22 protein-coding genes are annotated in these 23896 nt (G+C 68.2%); 13 read left to right on the top strand and 9 right to left on the bottom strand.

What is annotated here, in order from left to right; translation table 11 throughout:
- Positions 1 to 24: 24 nt before the first annotated feature.
- Positions 25 to 315, bottom strand: a complete 291-nt coding sequence (locus C693_RS0117385) for a YcgL domain-containing protein (protein WP_017463560.1) — start codon at positions 313 to 315, stop codon at positions 25 to 27.
- A gap of 263 nt (positions 316 to 578) precedes the next feature.
- On the opposite strand from C693_RS0117385, the gene C693_RS0117380 reads away from it, so the two are divergent.
- Positions 579 to 2078 carry an outer membrane protein transport protein gene (locus tag C693_RS0117380; protein WP_017463559.1) on the top strand — a complete coding sequence of 500 codons (1500 nt, stop codon included), beginning with the start codon at positions 579 to 581 and terminating at the stop codon, positions 2076 to 2078.
- A gap of 67 nt (positions 2079 to 2145) precedes the next feature.
- Here C693_RS0117380 and C693_RS0117375 read toward each other — a convergent pair whose 3' ends face one another.
- From C693_RS0117375 to putA, 7 genes are all read right to left on the bottom strand, one after another.
- A complete protein-coding gene (locus C693_RS0117375) occupies positions 2146 to 3555 on the bottom strand; it encodes a coniferyl aldehyde dehydrogenase (RefSeq protein WP_017463558.1) in 1410 nt (469 codons plus the stop codon).
- Between the two features lie 7 nt (positions 3556 to 3562).
- Positions 3563 to 6040: a TonB-dependent receptor gene (locus tag C693_RS0117370; protein WP_017463557.1), complete on the bottom strand. Its 2478-nt coding sequence runs from the start codon at positions 6038 to 6040 to the stop codon at positions 3563 to 3565.
- Positions 6041 to 6124: 84 nt separating this feature from the next.
- The gene (locus tag C693_RS0117365; protein WP_017463556.1) at positions 6125 to 7267 is read right to left on the bottom strand and encodes an SO2930 family diheme c-type cytochrome; all 1143 of its coding nucleotides are present in this window, start codon (positions 7265 to 7267) and stop codon (positions 6125 to 6127) included.
- Between the two features lie 10 nt (positions 7268 to 7277).
- Positions 7278 to 8516, bottom strand: coding sequence for a parallel beta-helix domain-containing protein (locus C693_RS0117360; protein ID WP_017463555.1), 1239 nt, complete (start codon positions 8514 to 8516; stop codon positions 7278 to 7280).
- Positions 8517 to 8641: 125 nt separating this feature from the next.
- On the bottom strand, positions 8642 to 9493 hold the full coding sequence (locus tag C693_RS22140) for an AraC family transcriptional regulator (RefSeq protein ID WP_241762699.1): 852 nt from the start codon (positions 9491 to 9493) through the stop codon (positions 8642 to 8644).
- A 12-nt stretch (positions 9494 to 9505) separates the two neighbouring features.
- Positions 9506 to 9721, bottom strand: a complete 216-nt coding sequence (locus C693_RS24305; RefSeq protein ID WP_241762698.1) for a hypothetical protein — start codon at positions 9719 to 9721, stop codon at positions 9506 to 9508.
- 131 nt (positions 9722 to 9852) lie between these two features.
- Entirely contained in the window at positions 9853 to 13008 is a 3156-nt protein-coding gene (putA, locus tag C693_RS0117350) for a bifunctional proline dehydrogenase/L-glutamate gamma-semialdehyde dehydrogenase PutA (RefSeq protein WP_017463552.1), read from the bottom strand.
- A gap of 378 nt (positions 13009 to 13386) precedes the next feature.
- Here putA and C693_RS0117345 point away from each other — a divergent pair, with 378 nt between their 5' ends.
- The 5 genes from C693_RS0117345 to C693_RS0117325 all read left to right on the top strand — a co-directional run bounded on the left by C693_RS0117345 (position 13387) and on the right by C693_RS0117325 (position 17600).
- Positions 13387 to 13827, top strand: coding sequence for a DUF2244 domain-containing protein (locus tag C693_RS0117345; RefSeq protein ID WP_017463551.1), 441 nt, complete (start codon positions 13387 to 13389; stop codon positions 13825 to 13827).
- A gap of 20 nt (positions 13828 to 13847) precedes the next feature.
- Positions 13848 to 14780 carry a cytochrome c oxidase subunit II gene (gene coxB, locus C693_RS0117340; protein ID WP_017463550.1) on the top strand — a complete coding sequence of 311 codons (933 nt, stop codon included), beginning with the start codon at positions 13848 to 13850 and terminating at the stop codon, positions 14778 to 14780.
- A 61-nt stretch (positions 14781 to 14841) separates the two neighbouring features.
- Entirely contained in the window at positions 14842 to 16455 is a 1614-nt protein-coding gene (ctaD, locus tag C693_RS0117335; protein ID WP_017463549.1) for a cytochrome c oxidase subunit I, read from the top strand.
- A 54-nt stretch (positions 16456 to 16509) separates the two neighbouring features.
- Positions 16510 to 16635 (top strand): hypothetical protein, encoded by a 126-nt coding sequence (locus C693_RS24400; RefSeq protein ID WP_017463548.1) that lies wholly within the window; start codon positions 16510 to 16512, stop codon positions 16633 to 16635.
- A gap of 77 nt (positions 16636 to 16712) precedes the next feature.
- Positions 16713 to 17600 carry a cytochrome c oxidase subunit 3 gene (locus C693_RS0117325; protein WP_017463547.1) on the top strand — a complete coding sequence of 296 codons (888 nt, stop codon included), beginning with the start codon at positions 16713 to 16715 and terminating at the stop codon, positions 17598 to 17600.
- A 125-nt stretch (positions 17601 to 17725) separates the two neighbouring features.
- Here C693_RS0117325 and C693_RS0117320 read toward each other — a convergent pair whose 3' ends face one another.
- Positions 17726 to 17944, bottom strand: coding sequence for a twin transmembrane helix small protein (locus C693_RS0117320; RefSeq protein ID WP_017463546.1), 219 nt, complete (start codon positions 17942 to 17944; stop codon positions 17726 to 17728).
- Positions 17945 to 18003: 59 nt separating this feature from the next.
- Here C693_RS0117320 and C693_RS0117315 point away from each other — a divergent pair, with 59 nt between their 5' ends.
- The 7 genes from C693_RS0117315 to C693_RS22135 form a co-directional block, all read left to right on the top strand.
- Positions 18004 to 18741 (top strand): SURF1 family protein, encoded by a 738-nt coding sequence (locus C693_RS0117315; RefSeq protein WP_017463545.1) that lies wholly within the window; start codon positions 18004 to 18006, stop codon positions 18739 to 18741.
- 10 nt (positions 18742 to 18751) lie between these two features.
- Positions 18752 to 19348, top strand: a complete 597-nt coding sequence (locus C693_RS0117310) for a hypothetical protein (RefSeq protein WP_017463544.1) — start codon at positions 18752 to 18754, stop codon at positions 19346 to 19348.
- Positions 19348 to 20514, top strand: a complete 1167-nt coding sequence (locus C693_RS0117305) for a COX15/CtaA family protein (RefSeq protein WP_017463543.1) — start codon at positions 19348 to 19350, stop codon at positions 20512 to 20514. Before C693_RS0117310 ends, C693_RS0117305 begins: the two co-directional genes overlap by 1 nt.
- Positions 20511 to 21413: a heme o synthase gene (cyoE, locus tag C693_RS0117300; protein WP_017463542.1), complete on the top strand. Its 903-nt coding sequence runs from the start codon at positions 20511 to 20513 to the stop codon at positions 21411 to 21413. The genes C693_RS0117305 and cyoE overlap by 4 nt, the downstream gene beginning before the upstream one ends.
- A 25-nt stretch (positions 21414 to 21438) precedes the next feature.
- Positions 21439 to 22104, top strand: a complete 666-nt coding sequence (locus C693_RS0117295) for a response regulator transcription factor (protein ID WP_026107519.1) — start codon at positions 21439 to 21441, stop codon at positions 22102 to 22104.
- On the top strand, positions 22088 to 23506 hold the full coding sequence (locus C693_RS0117290) for an ATP-binding protein (protein ID WP_017463540.1): 1419 nt from the start codon (positions 22088 to 22090) through the stop codon (positions 23504 to 23506). The genes C693_RS0117295 and C693_RS0117290 overlap by 17 nt, the downstream gene beginning before the upstream one ends.
- A gap of 61 nt (positions 23507 to 23567) precedes the next feature.
- A partial coding sequence (locus tag C693_RS22135) for a biotin/lipoyl-binding protein (RefSeq protein WP_043599208.1) occupies positions 23568 to 23896 on the top strand: 329 nt, incomplete at its 3' end.

Genomic DNA, 23896 nt, shown 5'->3' with positions numbered 1-23896 from the left:
TAACGGAAACCGGACGCGGTGGGCTCAGTGCGTGGAGTCGCCACGCGGACCGCGGTGATAGTCCGGCTGGTGACCGGCGAGGCCATCGGCCGGCGGCAGCTGCAGGTGCCAGCCACGCTCGCGCAGGTTGGCCAGCACATGCCGCGCGTCTTCCAGGGGCAGGCGCCGGTGCTCGTCCAGGTCGACTTCGAGCGCGAAGCGCAACTGGCCGAGCAGCGCGGCCAGGTCGGCGGGAAGCAGATCGAAGGCGTCCCGGCGGGCCAGCCAGAGATAGCTGTCTGCCTTGCGCAGACTGGCGTAGACGTAGCAATGCATGGCGATCACCGTCGTGCGGGAGGCTAAGGGAAACCGCTGCAGCGGCCCGGCAAGCTTAGCAGTCCCCCTTGGACGCCCCCGAACGGCGCGGTCACGGTGGACCGGGATCGATCGGAAGGTTTTGCTGCAACCGCACTTGCAATGCCCGGCAGGCAGTCGGCACAGTGCCGCGCGGGGACATCAAACGCGCGTATGAAAATAACAACGCGAAGGGGTTCCCGCTACTCGTCCCGAGACGCATCCACGAACAGCAGGAGCAACCGATGCAGATGTCCATCCGTCCCTTCCAGGTGGCCGCCCGGCCGCTCGCGCTGGCCGCGCTGAGCCTGGCTATCGCCGGCGCACTGGTGGCCCCGAACGCCGCCCATGCAAGCGCGTTCCAGCTCAAGGAGAACAGCGCGAAGGGCATGGGTCGCGCCTACGCCGGTTCCGCTACCGCCGGCGGTGATGTTTCCGTCGTGGCGAACAACCCGGCCGCGATGAGCGAGCTGGACGGCACCTATTTCCAGGCCGACGTCACCGCCATCAATTTCAGCGCCAAGTTCAGCGGCAGCGCGCACGACGTGCTGGGCCGCCCGATCAGCGGTGGCAACGGCGGCGACGCCGGCACCACGCTGCCGGTACCGGCGCTGTTCTTCGCCACCAAGGTCAACGACAAGCTGCACCTCGGCGCCGGCTTCTCGGTGCCGTTCGGCTTCCAGACCGAGTACGACCGCAACTGGATCGGCCGCTACAACGGCATCAAGTCCAAGTTCGAGTCGCTCGACGCCACGCTGTCGGCCTCGTACGACCTGACCGACACCTTCGCTCTGGGCGTGAGCGCGATCGCGCAGCGCACCTCGGCCGAGCTGACCAGCGCGGTCAATTTCAACGCGATTGGCCTGCAGGTGCAGCAGGGCATCCAGCAGCAGGTCGCGGCGGGCGTGGCGCAGATCCAGGCCGGCATCGCCGCCGGCCAGATCCCGCCCGCCACCGGTGCCGCGATGATCCAGGCGGCCGTGCAGCAGGGCCAGGCATCCGCTGCCGGCGTCGCCGCGCTGACCCCGCAGGGCGTGGACGGCTATGCCCGCATCAAGGGCGACGACTGGGGCTACGGCTACCAGGTCGGCGGCTTCTGGAAGCTCACCCCGAACGACAAGCTGGCGGTGAACTACCGCTCGAAGATCAGCCATCGCCTCACCGGCACCGGCAACTTCACCACCACCGCGGGCTACCAGCTGCTGCTGACGAACCCGGCGCTGGCCGGCAGCCTGCCGCCGTTCGCCAACACCACCGGTACCGCCGACTTCACCACGCCGGCCGTGCTCAGCGGCAGCTACTGGCACCAGGCCGACAAGTTCGGCTTCGGCATCGACCTGGCCTGGACCAAGTGGGACGTGTTCAAGGAACTGCGCGTGAAGTACGGCAATCCCGGGCAGCCGGACACTGCCGAGGAGTTCAACTGGCGCAACTCGATCTACGCCTCGATCGGCGGTGACTACTACCTCAACGACAAGCTGACCCTGCGCGCCGGCATCGCGGTCGACACCTCGCCGACCTACAACGCCGTGCGCGACGTGCGCGTGCCGGACTCCACCCGCAAGCTGGCTACCGTGGGCCTGGGCTACAAGGCCAGCGAGCACTTCGAGATCAACGCCTCGTACGCGCACATCTTCGTGAACAACGCGCACATCGACAGCACCAGCTCCACCGGCGACGTGATCTCCGGCAACTACAGCGATTACGGCAACCTGCTGAGCCTGTCGGCGATCTACAAGTTCTGATCGTCGTTCACGCGAACGAAAAAGCCTCCCCTGCAAGGGGGAGGCTTTTTTTCGGCCGGATCCGGATTCAGCCCCGCCGCAGCAGCAGCCCGAGCACCCTGCGGAAACGCTCGCCGTACGGCGGATTGAGCAGCCCGGCGCCGTTGAGGCGGGCCTGGCGGAACACCGGCTTGAGATGGGAAAACGTGCGGAAGCCCGCCTCACCGTGGTAGCCACCGATGCCGGATGGACCCACGCCGCCGAACGGCAGGTGGTGCTGGGCGATGTGGTACAGCGTATCGTTCACCGTCACACCGCCGGCAGCCGTCCGGCCGAGCACTTTCTCGATGGTGCCGGCATCGTGCTCGAACAGATACAGGGCCAGCGGATGTGGGCGGCTGGCCACGTAGTCGATCGCCTCGTCCACCGTGTCGTAGGACACCAGCGGCAGCAGCGGACCGAAGATCTCTTCCCGCATCACCGCCATGTCGTCGCGCACGCCGGTCAGCAGGGTCGGCAGCAGCCGGCGCGGACCGGGCCCTGCCGCCTCCTTGCCCAGCACCAGCGCCGAGGCGCCTCCCGCTACCGCGGCATCGCGCAACGCCCGCAGCCGATCGTGCTGGCGATCGGAGGCGATGCTGGCGTACTGGCGGTTGCCGGCGATGTCCGGGTAGAAGCGCTCGACCGTGGTGCCGGCGATGCGGACGAACTCGTCCAGACGCTGGCGGGGCAGCAGCACGTAGTCCGGCGCGATGCAGGTCTGTCCGGCATTGATCAACTTGCCGAACACGATGCGCTCCACCGCATGCGCGAAGTCCGCGCCCGGGCCGATGATCGCCGGTGACTTGCCGCCCAGTTCCAGTGTCACCGGGGTGAGGTTGTCGGCGGCTGCGCGCATGACGTGGCGACCGACGGCGGTGGAGCCGGTGAACAGCAGGTGGTCGAACGGCAGGCTGGAGAACGCCTGGGCCACGCGGGCGTCGCCATTGACCACGGCGACTTCCTCAATCGGGAAGTGGCGCGCCACCAGTCCGGCGAACAGTGCGGAGAAGCGGGGTGTGTACTCGCTCATCTTGATCATGGCGCGGTTGCCGGCGACCAGTGCGTCGACCAGCGGGCCCACCGCCAGGTAGAGCGGGTAGTTCCACGGCACGATGATGCCCACCACACCCAGTGGCTGCGGCCGCAGCTCGGTGCGGGCCGGCAGGAAGGCCAGGTCGGCGAGGTGCCGCCGCGGGCGCATCCAGCGCCGTCCATGTGCCAGTGCGTGGCGGATCGCCGAAAGGCATGGGAAGACCTCGAGCAGATCGGTCTCCTCGGCGGGGCGGAAGCCGAAGTCGGCGCTGATGGCCTCGGCGATCGCTTCGCGATGTTGCCTGAGCAGGGCTTCCAGCGCGCGCAACCGTCCCGACCGTACCGGCCAGGAGGGTTGCGGGTCGCGTGCCTGCGCTTCGCGCTGGCGCCGCAGCAGGTCGGGGAGGTCAGGGCTGTCGGTCATCGGATGCTCAGAGTCTGGTGCGCAGTTCCACGCCCCACATGCGCGGCGGCGTCACCGAAGCATACGGGGTTCCGAACACGCTGCTGCTGATGTTGTTCACGCCGGTCACGTAGCGCTGGTCGAACAGGTTGTTGACGTAGAAGGCCACCCCCCAGCGCCCGCCGGACGACTGCCAGTCCAGCCGGGCGTCGGTGCGCTGCTGCGCGGCGCCGACGGTGAAGTTCGGGCTGATCTGGCAGCTGCCCTGCAGCTGCGAGTCGCGGTTGCAGCGCGACTTGCCGCGATAGGCGTGCGACAGGTCGAAGGTCAGCGCCCCGCCGGCAACGCCCTGCCAGGTGTAGGACAGTCCGCCGGCGAAGGCGTATTTGGGCTCGCCCGTCGGCTGGCCGCTGAGGTCGGCGCCCGAGGCCGCGGTCGCATGACGGTAGGTGGCGTCGATGTAGGTGCCGTTGAAGTGGGCACGGAAGGCCTCGACCGGCTGCCACTGCGCCTCGACCTCCAGCCCCCTGGCCTGCTGGTCGGTGCTGCTGACCAGGTAGCGCGGCACTCCACTGCCGGCGCTGTTGGGATCGAGCGTGAGCGCCTGCCGGTTGTCGTAGCGGTAGGCATAGACCGATCCGTTGAGCAGCAGGTTCTGTTCGGGGAACACGGTCTTGATGCCGGCTTCGTAGTTGATCACCTTCTCAGGCGCGAAGCGCGAGCCGATCTGCACACTGTTGTAGCCGCCGGCCTTGTAGCCCCTGGTCACCGAGGCGTAGCCCATCACGTCCGGGGTGAACTTGTAGCTGAGCACCGCGCGGGGGCTGAGGTCCTGCCAGCTGTCGCGGCGCTGCACCGGCACGCCGACCGGCGCGCCGCTGGCATCGGTGAAGATCACGTTGCCACCGAATGCGGCCAGTGCCATCTGCGCCTCGGGCGGCAGCATCGCCAGCACGCCGGCATCGTTCAGCGCCTGCACGGTGGCGTCGAACTGGGGCGCACTGCGCGGGCGGTTGTACCAGGAGAACTGCTTCTGGTCGTGGGTGTAGCGGATGCCGGTGGTCAGGTCGAGTCGGTCGTCCAGGTGCCAGATCACGTCGCCGTAGGCGGCGTAGGCCTTGAAGTGGCCGACGTTGTCGATCGCCTCGTGCCAGGGGTCGCCGAGCAGCGTGTACGGCAGTCCGAACGAGGCCAGCGCGGCGCTGATGTCGGTCAGCGGCGTGCCCACGCCCATCACGTTCTGCGCCAGCGTATCCAGACTGTCGGTGGTGACGTTGGTCTGGCTGGTCTGGTGGGCGCGCTCGTCGTAGTAGCTGACGCCGGCGACCCAGTCGGTCAGGTCGGTGGTGCCGGCCAGCTTGAACTCCTGGTACCAGCTCGTGTTGCGCTCGACGTTCGCCGTGTCCAGGTAGCTGACGATGTGGTTGGTGCCGTCGTAGTCGCCCAGGTTGAGCGTATTGAAGTGCCGCCACGCGGTGATCGAGGTCAGGCTGCCCCAGCCGAAGGCGTGATCGATGTTGAGCGTGGCGCCGTCGAAGCGCCGCGTCTCGGCCGCACCGACCGCATCGTTGTAGAGCGGCGCATGCAGTGGGTTCAGGTAGGTCGACGGGTCGGCCGGAAACGGCGGCCGCTGGTGGGTGTCGTTCGACAGCGCGACCAGGCCGATCGCGGGCTGCGGCGGCTGGTTCAGGCGTTCATGGTCCCAGGACAGCAGCACGCGGGTGTCCTTGTCCAGGTTCCAGCGCCAGGCGATGCGGCTGCCCCAGTCGTCGTCCTTGCCGTAGTGCCTGCCGGTCGCCGCATCCTTGATCCAGCCGTCGCTCTGGTTGTCCAGCACGCTCACCCGCAGCGCCATGTCCCGGTTCAGCGGCAGGTTGAGCAGGGCGTCGGCATAACGCTTGCCGTAGTTGCCGAAGCGCAGCCGCGCCTTCGCCTTGAGACGGTCGGACGGCTCGTTGGTGATGATCGAGATCGCACCGGCCGCCGCGTTGCGACCGAACAGCGTGCCCTGCGGACCCTTCAGCACCTCGATCCGCGCGATGTCGTTGAAGGCGAGCAGGGCGCCGCCGGAGCGGGCGGCGTAGACGCCGTCGATGTACACGCCCACGGCCGAATCGGTGCCGACGCCGAAGTCGTCGGTGCTGATGCCGCGCAGTTCGTAGCGCGGCTGGGTCGGCTGGTCGCCGCCGACCACCAGGCCCGGCACGAACAGGCTCATCTTGCTAAGGTCGGTGGCGGCCAACGTATCGACTTGCTTGGCGGTGACGATCTGCAACGGGATCGGTACCGACTGCATTTCCTGCGAGCGGCTCTGCGCGGTCACCGTGATGTTGCCCAGCAGCTTCGCCTTGGCCGGACTGGCCGTGGACTGGGCGGTGCTGCCGTCGTTCTGCCGGCCGCTGGCCGGTTCGTCTGCCAGCGCGACGGCGGGTGCCATCGCCAGCAGCGCGATTCCCGGCAGCAGCCGGCGCAGGCTGACGGTCAGTGGACGTGGACGCATGCTCATGCCCTGCTCTCCCCTAATGCAACGCATCGGATGCGCGCGGCCACCCACTGCCGCGCGATGGACCGGTCGCGACGACCGGCGGTGTCAGTGGATCGGCGTGCAGCTCCCCGACTGCGCCGCGATCCACGCCTTGATCAGTGCCACGCCTTCGCGGTGCACGGTGCTGCGCCCCAGCTCGGGCATCATCACGCCCGGTTCCTTCGACGACAGGCGGTAGGGAATGATCGATTCGTCGGGCAGTCCCGGCACGATGTCGAACAGGTGGTCGCCGGTGCCGCGACCGGCCGCCGTGGGTGGCTTGCAGATACCCAGGTGGCGATCCTCCGGCGTGCCGTAGATCAGCGACAGACCGGTGGTGTTGGCCGCCCCGTGGAGGTTGTGGCAATGCCCGCAGTTGATGTCGAGGTAGGCGCGGGCGCGCGCATCGAGCGGGGCTTTCGGATCGTTCCAGACGGCGTCGCGCGGCACCCCGGCCATCGCCGGCAGTCCGCTCAGGTAACCGACCTTGACCAGGTGCTCGAGCTGGTTCTGCGTGCCGTCGGTGTAGGCGTAGTCCTTGTTGATGTGGCGCGCCTTCGGACCGATCGGGTGCACCTTGCGGCTGACCCAGTCCTGCGCGTGGCAGCTGGCGCACTGGCTTTCGTCGGGCACGACGTAGTTGAAGTCCTCGCGGCTGCCGTCGGCGGCGACCAGGGTCAGCGGTTCGACCGCGCCGGTGCGCTGCAGGGTGGCCTCGGTCTGCGCGTCGTTCCAAACGTAGGGGAACGCCACCCAGCCATCCTTGCGGTGCGCCAGGATGCGCGTCTCGACCAGGTGCACGCGGGACAGGTCCAGGCCCTGCCCGGCAAAGTCGCGCGAATAGTCGTCGGTCCGCAGTACGTCGGTGAACGTGCCGTCGGCGGCGCGCGGGTAGTAGAAGGTCTTGCTGATCACCGTGCCCACCGGAAAGTCGAGGGTGTCGACCGGCTGGTACTTCGCCGATTCCCCCTTCGGCATCCAGATCGTGCGCAGCTTGTGCGCGTAGTCGGTGAACAGCGGCGTGTTGAGGTCGTAGGGCACCACGCCCTGGTTCAGTTCGAGCTTGCCGTCGCGGACCTCGACCACATGCCAGTCGCTGAGCCGGGTCGGTCGTCCGTCGGCGTGGAAGGCGACCGGCGGCATCGGGCGGTTGCAGCCGCCCAGCAGTGCCGCCAGTCCGACGACGAGGAGGATTGCGCGGTACGTCATTCCCACCCCCTCAGGCCTTCGGCGCCGGGTCGAGCACCACGGCGGGCAGCTTGGGCAGGTCGCACTGGTACGCCTTGGTATCCGTGCTGGGGTTCTTGTAGTCGTGCGGGCCGTCGGCGTTCAGCACGCCGTTGACGTCGTGGATGCAGATGCGGTCGTTCGCCGGCGGCAGGCCGTCGACCAGCGATTTGGCGTCGACGTAGCCGTCCCACAGCACGTCCGGGAAATGACCGCCCAGCCCGTACACGGCGGTCTTGAGCGTCTTCAGCTTCAGCCCGTCGGGCGAGTCGCCGCCGCCCTTCAGGCGGTTGCCGTAGATGTAGATGCCCTTCGGGTACGGGTTGTAGTCGGCGGCCACACCGCGGGTGTTGTAGTAGTTGGTCGAGAAATAGCTGGAGATGATGATGTTCGCCGTCTTGTTGTCGGCGATGTCGTTGTCGAAGATCTCCACCTTGTCGTTGGAGTTCACCACCACGCCCGAGCCGGCCGGCACGCTGGCCACCGCCGCGCCCTTGGCCGCGAAGTTCTCCGTGTCGTTGGCGAACACCTTGTTCTTGAACACGCGCGTGGCGTGCCCGGCCTGCGACAGGTTGGGCATGTTGAACACCAGGATGCCGCCGGTGTTCTTCGTGGCGGTGTTGCCGTAGACGTCGGCGTTGACCGAGTTCTCGATCTCGATGCCGGCGACGTTCTGCTCGGCGCGGTTGTTGCGCACCACGATGTTGTTCGACTGGCCGACGTAGATGCCGGCATCCGAGGCGCCGATCACCACCGAATCCTCCACCAGCACGTTCTGCGTCTTCACCGGGTACAGGCCGTAGGCGCCGTTGGTGGTCTTCGGGCCGCCGGTCCACTCGATGCGCACGCCGCGGATGGTGATGTTGCGGCCCTGGTTGATCTTCAGTGCATCGCCCTTGGTGTCCTCGATGGCGAGGTTCTCGATGGTGAAGTCGTTGGCATTGACCAGCAGGCCCTCCGGGCCGACCACCTGGCCCTTGAACGAGAGCACGGTCTTGTCCATGCCGGCGCCCTTGATGGTGACGCCGTCGGTACGCAGGCTCAGGCCGCGCTTGAGCGCGTAGTGGCCGGCGGGGATCTCGATCACGCTGCCGGGCTTGGCGTCGAGGAACTGCTCCTGCAGCTTCGCCTCGAAGCTGGCGTCGCCGGCACTCTGCTGGGCCGGCTGCTGGCCGCCGCCGCAACCGGCGAGCGCCGCGGCCAGCGCGGCGGTGATGATGGTCTTGCGCATATGTTGTCCCCTTGCCCCCGACGCGGATGCCGCGGATGGTTCACTGTCCCCCAAGCCGGTCCGGGCGGGGAGGGGGAAACGGCCAGTGCAGGGGGGGCAAGCCGGCCAGCTTTTGCCGTCCGGCGTCAGCCGGCGGGCTGGCGGGCGTCCTGCGGCGCCATGCCGGTCCAGCGCTTGAAGGCGCGCCGGAACTCGCGCGGGTCACTGAAACCCACCTCGCTGCCGATCTCGGCCACGCTGAGGCTGCCGGCCTGCAGCAACTGCAGCGCCCGCTCGGCGCGCACCCGGTCATGGATCTCGCGGAAGATGCGCCCGCTCTCGGCCAGCTTGCGGCGCAGCGAGCGCTCGCTGAGGTTGAGTCCGCGCGCGACGTCGTAGAGGCGCGGCTGCTGGCGCAGCTGGCAGCGCAGCAGGCGCTCGACGGCGGCGACGATCTCCTGGTGCGGCTCGCCGCCGTCCGGCGTGCGCTGCTGGGCGCACAGGGCCAGTGCCTGCCTGGCGGTGAGCGGGTTGAATCCGGGCAGCGGCCGGGCCAGCCACTGGGCATCGATCAGCAGGCGGTTCTGCGGCATGCCGAAGCGGATCTCGCAGTCGAACAGCTGGGCGTACTCGTGCGCGTAGCGTGGCTCCGGATAGGTCAGCTCCACGCGCAGCGGGCGCAGCTCCGGCCCCACCAGCTCACGCGCGATCATCAGGCAGCTGGCAAACAGCTCTTCGCAGAAGAACGGCAGCAGTTCGGTGTCGCCGAACTGCGGCCAGGCGACCAGCGCCGCCTCGCGCTCGCTGACGGCCTCGAAGTTGAGATCGAGCAGGCAGCCGCAGATCTTGTGATGGGTGATGCCGGCGAGCATCGCCTCGCCCAGCGTGCGCGAGGTCATCATCGCCAGGCCGAGCAGGCCGAAGCCGCCGATCGTGCCCTGCCTGCCGATCAGCAAACCGGCATCGGGCACGTCCAGCGCCGCGAGCGCACGCCGCACCAGCACGCTCGCCTAGCGGTAGGACACCCGCAGCGCCGGGTCGGCGACCTGCGCGCGGGTGAGCGCGAGCCCGGCGAACCAGGGGCGACAGTCGATGCCCCGGGCATCAGCCAGCTGCACCAGGTAGAGCAGCTTGTTCGGCGGGAACTCGGCAGCGGTGTAGCGCGGATCGTCGGCGGCCAGGACGGCGCCTTGGTGGATGCCGAGCATGCCGGCGGGTCGAGCCATGGTGGAATCGCTCCGGAGTCGTGGCCTGCCGTGGCCAGGTGGGAGCCATTTCTATAGCACGCACGTCGGTGCCGCGTTGGCGCGGCGCACCATGCACGGGCCGGCCGGGAGGCCGGCCCGTGCGGGGCGTGTCACTCGCCGATGGTCAGCAGCGAGGCGTTGCCGCCGGCCGCGGTGGTGTTGATGGTGAGCGTGCGCTCGCCGGCGAAGCGCAGCAGGTAGTGCGGGCCGCCCGCCTTCGGGCCGGTGCCCGACAGGCCCTCGCCGCCGAACGGCTGCACGCCGACCACCGCACCGATCTGGTTGCGGTTGACGTAGCAGTTGCCCACGCGCGCGTGACGGCTGATGTAGTCGATGGTGGCATCGATGCGGCTGTGCACGCCCAGCGTGAGGCCGTAGCCGGTGGCATTGATCGCGGCGATCACCTGGTCCAGCTCGCTGGCCTTCCAGCGCAGCACGTGCAGCACCGGGCCGAACACCTCGCGCTTGAGGATGTCCAGCGACGGGATCTCGTACGCGCGCGGGGCGAAGAAGGTGCCGTGGGCGGCGATCTCGGGATCCAGCGGTGCCTCGGCGATCTTCTTCGCTTCGGTGTCCATGCGCGCGGCGTGCTCGACCAGGATCGCCTTGGCGTCCTCGTCGATCACCGGGCCGACGTCGGTGGACAGCAGGCCGGGGTCGCCGACCTTCAGCTCGGCCATCGCGCCGGCCAGCATGGTGATCACCTTGTCGGCGATATCGTCCTGCACGTACAGCACGCGGGCCGCCGAGCAGCGCTGGCCGGCGGACTGGAACGCCGAGGCGATCACGTCCTTGACGATCTGTTCGGGCAGTGCGGAGGAGTCGGCGATCATCGCGTTCTGGCCGCCGGTCTCGGCGATCAGCACGGCGATCTGCGAATTGCGTGCGGCCAGCGCGCGGTTGATCGCCCAGGCGGTGTCGGTGGAGCCGGTGAACACCACGCCGGCCACGCGCGGATCTCGGGTCAGCGCAGCGCCGACGGTGGCGCCGTCGCCCGGCACGAACTGCAGCACGTCTTCCGGCACGCCGGCCTCGTGCAGCAGGCGGGTGGCGAGGTAGCCGATCAGGCTGGTCTGCTCGGCGGGCTTGGCGATCACCGGGTTGCCGGCCGCCAGCGCGGCGCTGACCTGGCCGACGAAGATCGCCAGCGGGAAATTCCACGGGCTGATGCCGACGAACACGCCGCGACCTTCCAGGTACAGCCGGTTGCTCTCGCCGGTCGGGCCGGGCAGCACTTCGGGCTCGGCGAACAGGCGGCGCGCCATGGTGGCGTAGTAGCGCAGGAAGTCGGCGGCCTCGCGGATCTCGGCGATCGCATCCGGCAGGCTCTTGCCCGCCTCGCGCACGCACAGCGCGATGAACTCGGCGCGACGTGCCTCGAGCTGTTCGGCCGCGTATTCCAGCATCGCCGCACGGTTGGATACCGGCATGTTGTTCCAGCGGTCCTGCGCGGCATGGGCGTTGGCCAGCGCCTGCTGCACGGTGGCGTCGTCGGCGCTGAGGTAGCTGCCCACGCGCTGGCGGCGGTCGGCCGGGTTGGTGACCTCGACCATTGCCCCCTGGCTGGCTGCGCCGGGCACCAGCGGGCCGGCGGTCCAGGGGCCGGTGCATGCGTTGACTGCCTCGGCGAGCGCGGTCAGTTCGTTGTCGTTGGCAAAGTTGACGCCCATGGAGTTCTTCCGAAGTTCACCGTAGAGATTGGCCGGCAGCGGGATGCGCGGATGCGGAATCGATTCGAACGCGCGCACGGTGTCGCAGGGATCGGCGACGAGGTCGCGGGCCGGTACGTCCTCGTCCACCACGCGGTTGACGAAGCTGGTGTTGGCGCCGTTTTCCAGCAGGCGGCGCACCAGGTAGGGCAGCAGGTCCTCGTGGGAGCCCACCGGTGCGTAGACGCGGCACGGCACGTCGAAGCGTTTCGGCCCGATCACCTCGGCGTACAGGTCCGCACCCATGCCGTGCAGGCGCTGGAACTCGAACGGACGCCCCTGCGCGATGTGATGCACTGCGGCGATGGTGTGCGCGTTGTGGGTGGCGAACTGGGGATAGATCAGGTGGCTGCCGGCGGCGAACAGGCGGCGCGCGCAGGCCAGGTAGGAGACGTCGGTGTTCGGCTTGCGGGTGAACACCGGATAGCCGGACAGACCCTGTTCCTGCGCCTTCTTGATCTCCGCGTCCCAGTAAGCGCCCTTGACCAGGCGCACGTACCAGCGGCGGTCGTGCATCAGCGCCATCTCGACCAGCCAGTCGATCACGAACGGGGTGCGCTTGGCATACGCCTGCACCACGATGCCCAGGCCGTTCCAGCCCGCCAGCGACGGATGCGCGAAGACCTCGCCGATGATGTCCAGCGAGAGCTCGAGGCGGTCGGCCTCCTCGGCGTCGACCGACAGTGCGATGCCGGCTTTCATCGACAGCTGGGCCAGCTCCAGCAGCTTTTCGGTGAGCGCGACGCGGGCACGCTCGCGCTGGGCCACCTCGTAGCGCGGGAACAGCGCCGACAGCTTGACCGAGATCGAGGGCGCATCGGTGTGGTTGGCGAAGGGCCCCCGCTTGCCCAGCGCGGCGATGGCGTCGCGGTAGGCCTGCTGGTAGCGCTCGGCATCGGCGGCGGTCAGCGCGGCCTCGCCCAGCATGTCGAAGGAATAGCGGTAGGCCGCGTTCTCCTTCTTGACCGAGCGGTCCAGCGCTTCCTCGATGGTCCGCCCCATCACGAACTGGTGGCCCATGATGCGCATGGCCTGGCGCACGGCGCCGCGGATGGTCGGTTCGCCGATGCGTGCGACCAGCCGGCGCAGCGCACCGGTGAAATCGTCGCGCGTGCCGTCGGCCAGGTTCACCAGTTGGCCGGTGAGCAGCAGGCCCCAGGTGGAGGCATTGACCAGCAGCGATTCGCTGCGGCCCAGGTGCTTGCGCCAGTTCGCGTCGCCGAGCTTGTCGCGGATCAGCTTGTCCGCGGTGCGCGTGTCGGGGATGCGCAGCAGCGCCTCGGCCACGCACATCAGCAACACGCCTTCCTCGCTGGACAGGTCGTACTGGCGCATGAAGGACTCGACCACGCTCTGATCCTTGGCCCGCGCGCGGACGCGGGTAACCAGGGCGGCGGCGCGGTCGACGACCTGCTCGCGTTCGTCGTCGGGCAGGCTGGCCTGATCGAGCAGGTCGAGCACGGCCTCGGTCTCGTCGCGCAGCCAGGCGGCAGTGATGCGCGCCCGCGCGGGCGTGGTGCGATCGGGGAGTTCGGGACTCAGGATGGGAGCGGTCACGGGTCGTTCGATCCGTTGGTTGACGTGCGGGTGGGGGAGGGCGAAAGCGCCGCATTGTACGCGTGTGTCCCGGCCTCACCCAAGCCGCCAGGCCTTGTCTGATGCTGCGTTGCAACGCAGCGCGTGTCGTCGATAGGGCAAAGTGTCGCACCCTCGCGTCCATCTTCCTGCCGCGGGCGTGGATGCCGGGCATCGCGATGTCTTGCCGGCCCGCGCCGCGGTTGTTGCGGGCGGGCACGGAAGCGCGCGCTGATCCGCGTCAGTCCCCTGCGGCAATGTTGCCCACCGGACGGGGGCGGCCTATGATTCGTGCGTTCCAGGCACGCCGGTTTCGCCATGATCGTGCTTCGACCCGCCTCCGAAGGCTTGCCGTGCGCGATGTGGCTTCGTCCCAATCGCGTGCTGAGCCGCAAGGGTTTGCGTCGACTGATCCTGGTGCTGGCTGCGCTGGCGCTGACGACCGCCGGCTTGGGGGCGTGGCAGGGGAATGTCTTCGCTCCGCTGTTTGCGCTGATCGAGTCCGTGGCTATGGCCGTCGCGCTGAGCGTGGCCTGGCGGGCTGGCGACCGTGGGGAGCGCATCACCCTCGACGAATCGTCGCTGGAGGTGCGATCGCTGCCGGGGCAGCGGCGCATCCGTTTCCAGTCGCACTGGGTGCGGGTGAAGCTGGTTCCGGGTGCGGGGCGCCGTCGTTTGCTGCTGGCATCGCATGGTCGCGAGCTGGAAATCGGGGCTTTCCTCGCTGAAGAGGAGCGTGCCGAGCTGTCGGGGAAACTCAAGGTGCTGCTGGCCGAATCCACGGCTCCGTGGCGCAGGTAGGTTCAACAAAGGTGCAAGACATGACATCTGGCGGCATCAAGCCTCACGGTATCAAGCGCGCGGTGTTGGCCGGCCTCGGCGGGGCGCTTGCCCTGTTCGGCGGCTCGGCGATGGCCAATCCGAAGCCATGGCAGCTCAACATGACGCGCGGCGCCAGCGAGTGGTCGTCGGTGCCTTACCACCTGAACAACATCGCCCTGGGCGTGTGCGTCGGCATCGGCATCCTGGTGTTCGGCGCGATGTTCATCGCCATGTTCCGCTTCCGCAAGTCGCGCGGCGCCGTCGCCGAGAAGTGGACGCACAACACCATGCTCGAGGTGGTGTGGACCACCATCCCGGTGATCATCCTGATCACGCTGGCCTACCTGGCGACCGGTGGCCTGACCTCGTTCGCCAACACCACCGGCTCGCAGATGACCGTGAAGGTCACCGGCTACCAGTGGAAGTGGCGCTACGACTACGTCGACTACAAGGGCAAGCCGATCGACCACGTCGGCTTCATGTCCAAGCTCGACCGTCTCTCCGACGAAACCCGCCAGCTGGATTCGGGCATGGATCCGAACGCGGTGCAGACCGACGGCGAGAACACCTATCTGCTGAATGTCGACAAGCCGCTGGTGGTGCCGGTGGGTACCAAGATCCGCTTCGTGATCACCGCCGGCGACGTGATCCACTCCTGGTGGGTGCCGGCGCTGGGCTGGAAGATGGACGCCATCCCCGGCATCGTCAACGCGGCCTGGACCAACATCGAGAAGCCGGGCGTGTACCGCGGCCAGTGCGCCGAGCTGTGCGGCCAGGATCACGGCTTCATGCCGATCGTGGTGAAGGCGGTGCCCAAGGCCGAGTTCGAGCAGTGGCTGGCCCAGCAGGAGGCCGCAAATGCGCCAAAGCCGGCTGCTGCGGCTCCGGCCACCGCACAGGCAACCACTCCGGCCCAGGGCAACCAGGGTTGATTTTCCGGACCGCGCCTGGCGCGGTCCCACGTCATTACGTATCAGGTAGAGGTGCAAGGCCATGGCCCACGCAGCCACCCACGACCACCACGATCATCACGGTGCTCCGAGCAACTTCTTCGTGCGCTGGTGCATGTCCACCAACCACAAGGACATCGGCACCCTGTACCTCGTGTTCGCGCTGACGATGTTCTTCATCGGCGGCAGCTTCGCGATGGTGATCCGCGCCGAGCTGTTCAAACCCGGCCTGCAGCTGGTGCAGCCGTACTTCTTCAACGAGATGACCACCATGCATGCGCTGGTGATGATCTTCGGCGCGGTGATGCCGGCCTTCGTCGGCCTCGGCAACTGGATGATCCCGCTGATGATCGGTGCGCCGGACATGGCGCTGCCGCGCATGAACAACCTCTCGTTCTGGATCATGCCGTTCGCGTTCGCGCTGCTGCTGTCCACCCTGTTCACCGCGGGTGGGGCGCCGGCCGGCGGCTGGACGATGTACCCGCCGCTGGCGCTGCAGGGCGGTTCGGTGGCGCAGATGGTGTTCGCGATCCACCTGATGGGCATCAGCTCGATCATGGGCGCGATCAACATTATCGCCACCATCCTCAACATGCGCGCGCCGGGCATGGACCTGCTGAAGATGCCGGTGTTCGTGTGGAGCTGGCTGATCACCGCGTTCCTGCTGATCGCGGTGATGCCGGTGCTGGCTGGCGCGGTGACGATGCTGCTGACCGACAAGTACTTCGGCACCAGCTTCTTCAATGCCGCCGGTGGCGGTGACCCGGTGCTGTACCAGCACATCTTCTGGTTCTTCGGTCACCCCGAGGTGTACATCATGATCCTGCCGGCGTTCGGGATCATCTCGGAGGTCATCCCGACCTTCGCGCGCAAGCCGATCTTCGGCTACAAGGCGATGGTGTTCGCGATTGCCTCGATCGCCTTCCTGTCGTTCATCGTGTGGGCGCACCACATGTTCGCCGTCGGCCTGCCGCTGGGCGCCGAGGTGTTCTTCATGTACGCCACGATGCTGATCGCGGTACCGACCGGCGTGAAGGTGTTCAACTGGGTATCCACGATGTGGGGCGGCTCGATGACCTTCGAGACGCCGATGCTGTTTGCCATCGCGTTCGTCATCCTGTTCACCATCGGCGGCTTCTCCGGCCTGATGCTGGCGCTGGCCCCTGCCGACTTCCAGTACCACGACACCTACTTCGTGGTGGCGCACTTCCACTACGTGCTGGTCACCGGTGCGGTGTTCTCGATCATCGCGGCCACCTACTACTGGCTGCCGAAGTGGACCGGCCGGATGTACTCCGAGTTCTGGGGCAAGATGCACTTCTGGAACTCGGTGATCTGGGTCAACGTGCTGTTCTTCCCGCAGCACTTCCTGGGTCTGGCCGGCATGCCGCGCCGCATCCCCGACTACAACGTGGCGTTCGCCAACTTCAACATGATCAGCTCGATCGGCGGCTTCCTGTTCGGCGCCTCGCAGCTGATTTTCGTGGGCGTGGTGATCCACGCGGTGTGGGGCTCGAAGAAGAAGGCGACCGACCGCGTGTGGGAAGGCGCCAAGGGCCTGGAGTGGACCGTGCCGTCGCCGGCGCCGTTCCATACCTTCGACGTGCCGCCGGTGATCAATGACGACGAACTGGCGCACGGCCACGTCGACCACTGAAACAGCCAGGGTGCCGTCACCACCGGTGGCGGCATCGGAGAGAGTTAGCCGGTCATGCAAGAGACTTCGCAGCAGGCCATGATGGATGCACGTCGCCGGGGCGCCCGGCGTACCGCACTGATCGTGGCGGGGATCGCCCTGGCGATATTCGCCCTGTCGTTCCTGCAGATGGTGCGTTGAGCCCGGCCTGTTAGAGCAAGTTCCCCGCACGACATGGCGGGGTGGTCGTTAGAGAGACATCCACGGGAACCTTCACGATGGGTCAGCAGCAAGGCGCTTACTACATACCAACCAAGAGCTCGTGGCCGTTCATCGCCGCCGTGGTGATGTTCGTCACCATGTTCGGCGCCAGCCACTGGCTCAGCGCGCAGCCGAGCGACACCTCGTTCGGCAAGACCGTGCTTACCATCGGCATCGTCGGCGTGCTGGCGATGTTCTTCGGCTGGTTCCGCTCGGTGATCCGCGAATCGCTGGCCGGCAGCTACAACGACCAGGTGGACCGCTCGTTCCGCATGGGCATGATGTGGTTCATCTTCTCCGAGGTGATGTTCTTCGGGGCGTTCTTCGGCGCGCTGTTCTACGCCCGCATGTTCGCGGTGCCGTGGCTCTCCGGCGAAGGCCATGGCGTGCTGACCAACCAGTTCCTGTATCCGGCCTACACCGGGGGCTGGGGCGCGGCCGGCGGCAATGGCCCGGCGCACATCGGTGGCGGTTTCGAGACCGTGACGGCGTGGGGTCTGCCGCTGCTCAACACGCTGATCCTGCTTACCTCGAGCGTCACCGTGACCATCGCGCATCACGCCCTGAAGTCGGCCCACCGCGGCCGCGTGCTGCTGTTCCTCGGCCTGACCGTGCTGCTCGGTGCGCTGTTCCTGTACTGCCAGGCGCACGAGTACATGGAGGCCTACAAGGAGCTCAACCTCACCCTGCACTCGGGCGTGTACGGCTCGACCTTCTTCATGCTCACCGGCTTCCACGGCATGCACGTGACGCTGGGCACGATCATGCTCGCGGTGATCTGGTTCCGCGTGCTGAAGGGCCACTTCAACAAGGAGCACCACTTCGGCTTCGAGGCGGTGGCCTGGTACTGGCACTTCGTCGACGTGGTCTGGCTGGGCCTGTTCATGTTCGTCTACATCCTCTGAGTCGTTCGCGATCCGGAAACGAGAAAGCCCGCCGAATGGCGGGCTTTTTCTTGCCCAGGCGACGGGCGCATCGCCGCATCGACCGGGTGCGGAAGACAGGCTCCAGCTACAATGCCGGATCGGTGTCAGCCATTCACGCCGTGCGGATGCAGCCAGCCCATCCAGATGCCGAAGATCACCATCAGGATGAGCAGCACCGACAGGCCGATGCGGCGGGTCAGTGCCCAGGCGGTACGACGACTGCTGCCGTCCCGGTCGGTCATCATGAAGTACAGCGCCTGCCCGAGATTGAACAGCACCACCAGCAGCAGAACCACCAGCGCATATTTGTAGACGGTTTCCACGTGACTGACTCGTACGATTTCGACGCCCCGAGTATAGCGTTCGTCCGCGGGACGTCTGCGTGAGCGCGTTTCGCCGTCCCGCCTGGTGGTCGGTGCTGCTGACCGTGGCCGGAGCGCTGCTTTTCGTACGCCTGGGCGTCTGGCAGCTGCACCGTGCCGCCGAAAAGGAGGCCCTGCTGCGGCGCTATGCCACGGCGGCCACCGCGCCGCTGCAGGATTTCGATCGTGTCGCGCAGTCGCCTCCGGCATCGGCGTATCCGCGCGTGCGGGTGCACGGCCGTTACCTGGCTGGCCGCGTCTACCTGCTGGACAACCCCAGGCACGACGCCCTCGGTGGCGTGGAGGTGTACGCGCCGGTCGAGCTGGATGGGCACGCCCCCCTGCTGCTGGCCGACCTCGGTTTCCTGCGCGGCAACGGTACCGACGCCACGCCGCAGGTACCGCCGCTGCCGACCGGTCCGGAGCAGTTGCAGGGCCTCTACGTGCCGCCGCCCGGTGTGGCGCTCGAGATGGGGGGCGATGCGCTGGCCCGGCAGCAGGCGTATCCGAAGAAGACGATCTATCTCGACCTTGGACAGGTCTCCCATGACCTCGGTCGCCCGATCTACCCCCGCGTGCTGGCGCTGGACCCGGATCCGGCGTCGATCTACGAGCGCAAGCGCACGCCCGATTTTTCCTCGATGCCGCCCTCGCGGCATCGTGCCTACGCCTTCCAGTGGTTCACCTTCGCCCTCGCGGCGGTGGTGATCTTCCTGGTGCTCCACCGCAAGCGCCGGCCGCGGCCGCGGTCTTCCTGAGAGCCGAACCATGACGCCTCCTTCCTCCGACCGCGCCGTGCGCAACAGTCGCCTCAAGCTCCTGCTGATCGCGGCGGTGTTCGCCGCGCCGATGCTGGCCGCCGGCCTGCTCACGCTCAGCGGCTGGCAGCCCGGCACCAAGGGGCACGGCGAACCGATCCTGCCGCAGCGCAATTTCGCCGACGAAGCGTTGCCGGTCACGCTTAACGACGGCTCGGTGTATGCCTGGCGCGACGCGAAGCCGCGGATGACCCTGGTCGCGCTGACCGGCCCCGATTGCGCCACACGGTGCCTGCGTCAGCTCGAGGCGATGGCCAAGGCGCGGGTGATGCTCAACCGCAACCAGCCGCGCCTGCGCCTGCTGCTGGTCGGTGCGCTGCCGCCCGGGCAGGCGGTGGTCGGCAACCGCCTGCAGCTCGGCGCCAACCCGGATGCGTCGTATCTCGTCGGGCACGACACCGGCGGCAAGCTCGCCGCATTCGCTCCCGGCACGCCGGACAGCGTCAGTGCGCTGCTGGTGGAATCCAATGGCACCGCGTTGTCGTTGTATCCGACCGGGTTCGATGCCGCCGGGCTCGCCCAGGACCTGCAGAAGGTGATCCGCTGATGACCGATCGTTCGACCCTCGTGCTGCGCCGCCTGTCGCTGCTGGCGGCGGTATTCGCCTTCGGGCTGGTGATGTTCGGCGCTTTCGTGCGCCTGTCCAATGCCGGCCTGTCCTGTCCGGACTGGCCGACCTGCTACGGCAAGGCGACCTGGCCGACCGCACCGCACGAAGTGGCCAAGGCCGACGCGGCGTTCCCCCAGCGTCCGTTCGAGGACAACAAGGCGTGGCGCGAACAGGTGCACCGCATGCTCGCCGGCACGCTGGGCTGCGCGGTGTTCGCCATGGCGCTGATCGCCGCCTGGCGCCAGCGCGCCCGGGCGGTGGCGGTGTTGCTGGGCGCCGGTTTCGCTGTGGTCGGCATCACGCTTTACATGCATCACGACTTCCTCTGGTCCACCGCCGCATCGGCACTGGCGATCGGCTTGCCGCTGGCCGTCGCGCTGACCCTGCCGCGGCCCGGCGCCTGGCGGGCGAGCGTGCTGGCGTTCGCGGTGATCATCTTCCAGGCCATGCTCGGCATGTGGACGGTGACCCTGCTGCTGAAGCCGATCGTGGTGATGGGTCACCTGCTCGGCGGCCTGACCACCTTTGCGCTGCTGGCCTGGTCGGCGCTGCGCTACGCCGGCGTGGGCGCCGATGATGACCGGTACGCCGGCCTTCGCCGCGTGGTGGTGCTTGGCCTGGTGCTGCTGGCCGTGCAGATCGCGCTGGGCGGTTGGACCTCGTCCAACTACGCCGCGCTGGCCTGCGGCACGGACTTCCCGAAGTGCCTCGGCCAGTGGATGCCGCCCACCGATTTCCACCAGGGCTTCGTCCTGTGGCGCGAGATCGGGGTGAACTACGAGGGTGGCGTGCTGGACCTGGCCGCCCGCAGCGCGATCCAGATCGCCCACCGGATCGGCGCGCTGGTGGTGTTCTGCTACCTCGGCTGGCTGGCGCACAAGGTGGCGCGCGCCGGTCTGCGCCCGTTCGGCATCGCCATCGGCGCGGCGCTGGTGACCCAGGTGCTGCTGGGCGTCAGCAACGTGCACTTCGGCCTGCCCCTGTGGGTGGCGACCGCGCACAACGGCGTCGCCGCGGTGCTGCTGTTCACCCTGCTGGCGACGCTGGCGCGCACCCAGCGCCGCCGGGTGGACGGTTTGCCGCTGGTAGAATCGACCGGATGACCGCCCATTTCAAAGAGTATCTGCAGCTCACCAAGCCCCGCGTCGTCGCGCTGCTGGTGTTCTGCGCCGTCATCGGCATGTTCCTGGCGGTCCCCGGCATCCCGCCGTGGCGCGCCCTGGTGTTCGGCACGCTGGGCATCTGGATGGCCTCCGGCTCGGCCGCGGCGTTCAACCACCTGATCGACGAGCGCATCGACAAGCTGATGGCGCGCACCGCGCGCCGCCCGCTGGCCACCGGCGCATTGAGCGTGCGCCAGGTGCTGGTGTTCGCGGTGCTGCTGGGCATCGCCTCGATGCTGGTGCTCGGGCTGCTGGTCAACACGCTCACCGCCGTGCTCACCTTCGGCGGCCTGATCGGCTATGCGCTGGTCTATACCGCCTACCTCAAGCGGGCCACGCCGCAGAACATCGTGATCGGCGGCCTGGCCGGCGCGATCCCGCCGGTGCTCGGCTGGACCGCGGTCACCGGGCACCTGCACGCCTTCGCCCTGCAGCTGTGCCTGATCATCTTCGTGTGGACGCCGCCGCACTTCTGGGCACTGGCGATCTTCCGCCGCGAGGACTACGCCCGTGCGCAGGTGCCGATGCTGCCGGTGACCCATGGCGTGGCCTACACCCGCTGGCACGTGCTGCTGTACACCGTGCTGCTGGTGGTGGTGACCCTGCTGCCGGCCCTTACCGGTTACACCGGTCTGGTCTATCTTGGCGGCGCGGCGGTGCTCGACGTGGTGTTCCTGTACTACGCGATCCGCCTGATGAATCCGCCGGACGAGTACTTCGCGATGCGCGTGTTCCATTACTCCATCGTCTATCTGATGGCGCTGTTCGCGCTGCTGCTGGCCGATCACTGGCTGCTTCCGGCGGCCTCGTCCGGCCTGGTGCTGCAGCCGGTCGGCTGAGCGGCGCGAGCGAGAGGGGGAGACCGTGCGGATATTGATCGCCGAGGACTCGCCCACACTGGGACGCGACCTGCGTGACGCGCTGGTGCGTGACGGTCACGTGGTGGATCTCGCCACCGACGGCGAGCAGGCCATGCATTTCCTGGCCAGCTTCAGCTACGACGTGGTCACGCTGGACCTGATGATGCCGCGTACCGACGGCTGGGCCGTGCTGCGCAGCCTGCGCGACCGGCCGGATCGCCCGCGCGTGCTGGTGCTTTCGGCCCGCGGGCAGGTCGAGGACCGCGTCGACGTGCTGAACCTCGGCGCCGACGATTTCATGGTCAAGCCGTTCGCCTATGCCGAGCTGCTGGCGCGGCTGCACGCGTTGATGCGTCGAGGCGAGAGTGCACCGGTGCTGCTGCAAGCCGGGCGGCTGGTGGTGGATCCGCGCGCCCGCACCGCGTGCGTCGGCGACGCGCTGCTGCCACTGTCGCCGAAGGAATACGCGCTGCTGGAGATGCTGTTGGCGCACCGCGGCCGGGTGTTTTCACGCGCTGCGCTGTTCGAGGGCCTGTACGACGCCCGCAGCGAGGCCTCGGACAAGGTGATCGAGGTCCTGGTGAGCACGCTGCGCACCAAGCTCGCGCAGGCGGGGATCGAGCAGCTGATCGAGACACGGCGGGGTTTTGGCTATGTCGTGGCCGCGTAACCTGCTGTTCGGCTCGATCCGCGCGCGGTTGCTGCTGCTCATGCTCGGCGGTCTGGGCACGTTGATGTTCGCGCTGTTCCTGCTGCTGGACTTCAGCATCGACAAGCAGATCTTCGGCCGCCTCGACGCCACCCTGCTCAGTCGCGCGCGCGGCGTGGTGGTGTTGCTGGAGTCCCATCCGCGCGACGACGCCTGGCAGGAGCTGCACGAGCTGAGCCCGGAGTACGCCACCGGTGGCCATACCGACTTCGTGCAGATCTGGGACGCCGCCGGCAGCACGCTGCTCAGCTCGGCCAGCAATGCGGCGAGCAACCTGCAGCCTCCGCCGGCGCCGGTGCCGGCCAACGCCCCGCTGTTCTACGACCTGCGCCTGCCGGACGGCCATCGCGGTCGTGCGGTCGGCTTGCGCTTCTCCATGCTGGGGCGCGCCGATGAAGCGATCCTGGTGGTGGCCGAGGAGCGCGAGCAGGTCGACCAGCTCGAACGCCACGTGCACCTGGCACTGGTGATCGGCGTACTCGGCATGGGACTGCTCGCGGCGCTGCTCTCGGTACTGGCGGTGCGCGGTGGGCTGCGTCCGCTGCTCGCATTTGCCGCCGATACCGGGCCCGACGGCGCGCCGCGCGTGGAGCCGTTGCCGGTGGCGCGCATGCCGAGCGAACTGAAGCCGTTCGCCAACACCCTCAATTCGGCGTTCGCACGGCTGCAGGCCGCGCTGGGGCGCGAGCGCCGCTTCGCCCGCGACGTGGCACACGAACTGCGCACGCCGCTGGCCGAGACCCGCATGGCGGTGGAACTGGCCAGTCGCGGCGCGCCCTCGCCCGAGGTACTGGCCGGGGCGATCGCGTCGATCGACCGCATGCAGCGCTGCATCGACGGCCTGCTCGCACTGTCGCGCTATGAGGCGGGCATCGACCAGGCACAGGTCGAGCCGCTGGAACTCGCGGACCTGCTGCGCCGCTCGCTGGCGATGGCCGCGGGACCGGCGGGCAAGCGCGAAGTGACGATCGCGGCGCAGCTGCCGGACGAGTGCTGGGTGATGTCCGATCCGGCACTGCTCGAACGCATCGTCGACAACCTGCTGCTGAATGCCGCCGAGTACGCCCCGGCCGGCAGCGACGTGCGGGTGGAGCTGGCGTCGGGCGACGAGGGCTGGAACCTGCGCATCGGCAACGCCGCGCCCGACCTGTCGCCGGAGGATCTGGCGCGCCTCGGCGAGCGCTTCTGGCGCAAGTCGGCCGCGCGCGAGGCGAGCAATCACGGTGGCCTGGGCCTGGCGCTCTCCGGCACCCTGGCCGGCCTGCTTGGCCTGCGCCTGGAGTTCACGCTGGAGCGGGCGGTGCTTTGGGCCAGTCTCGGCCCCCTGCGACCGATTGCCCTGCCGGAAGAGCCGGCCTCTTAAGCGTCCCTGAAGTTTCGCGCCCCACGCTTGGCGGAAGAACCGTCATGCCCTGGAGTGCGCCATGTCCCGTCGGCTGTTGCCGCTGCTGATCCTCCTGCCCGCCCTGGCCAGCGCGCCGGCCACGGCTGCCGAGGTGGTCAAGACCCTGACCCCTGCCCAGAAGCAGGCGCTGGACATCCGTACCGGCACCGCCCAGCCCGCCGCGCACGTGCCGCTGGATGGCCTGCCGGCACGGGTCAGCGTGCCGCTGACCGGCAGTGCGGTGGTCACTGCGCCCTACGAGGGCGTGGTGGTCGAGTTGCTCGCCCGCGAGGGCCAGACGGTGAAGCAGGGCCAGCCGCTGGCGCGCGTCCGCAGCCGCGAGGCGATGACACTGGGCGCCGACCTTGC

Origin of the sequence: Dyella ginsengisoli LA-4, assembly GCF_000334915.1 — a bacterium.
Classification (GTDB): domain Bacteria; phylum Pseudomonadota; class Gammaproteobacteria; order Xanthomonadales; family Rhodanobacteraceae; genus Dyella_A; species Dyella_A ginsengisoli_A.
The sequence above is the reverse complement of the archived record's forward strand: the minus strand, read 5'-3'. Positions and strand labels throughout refer to the sequence as shown.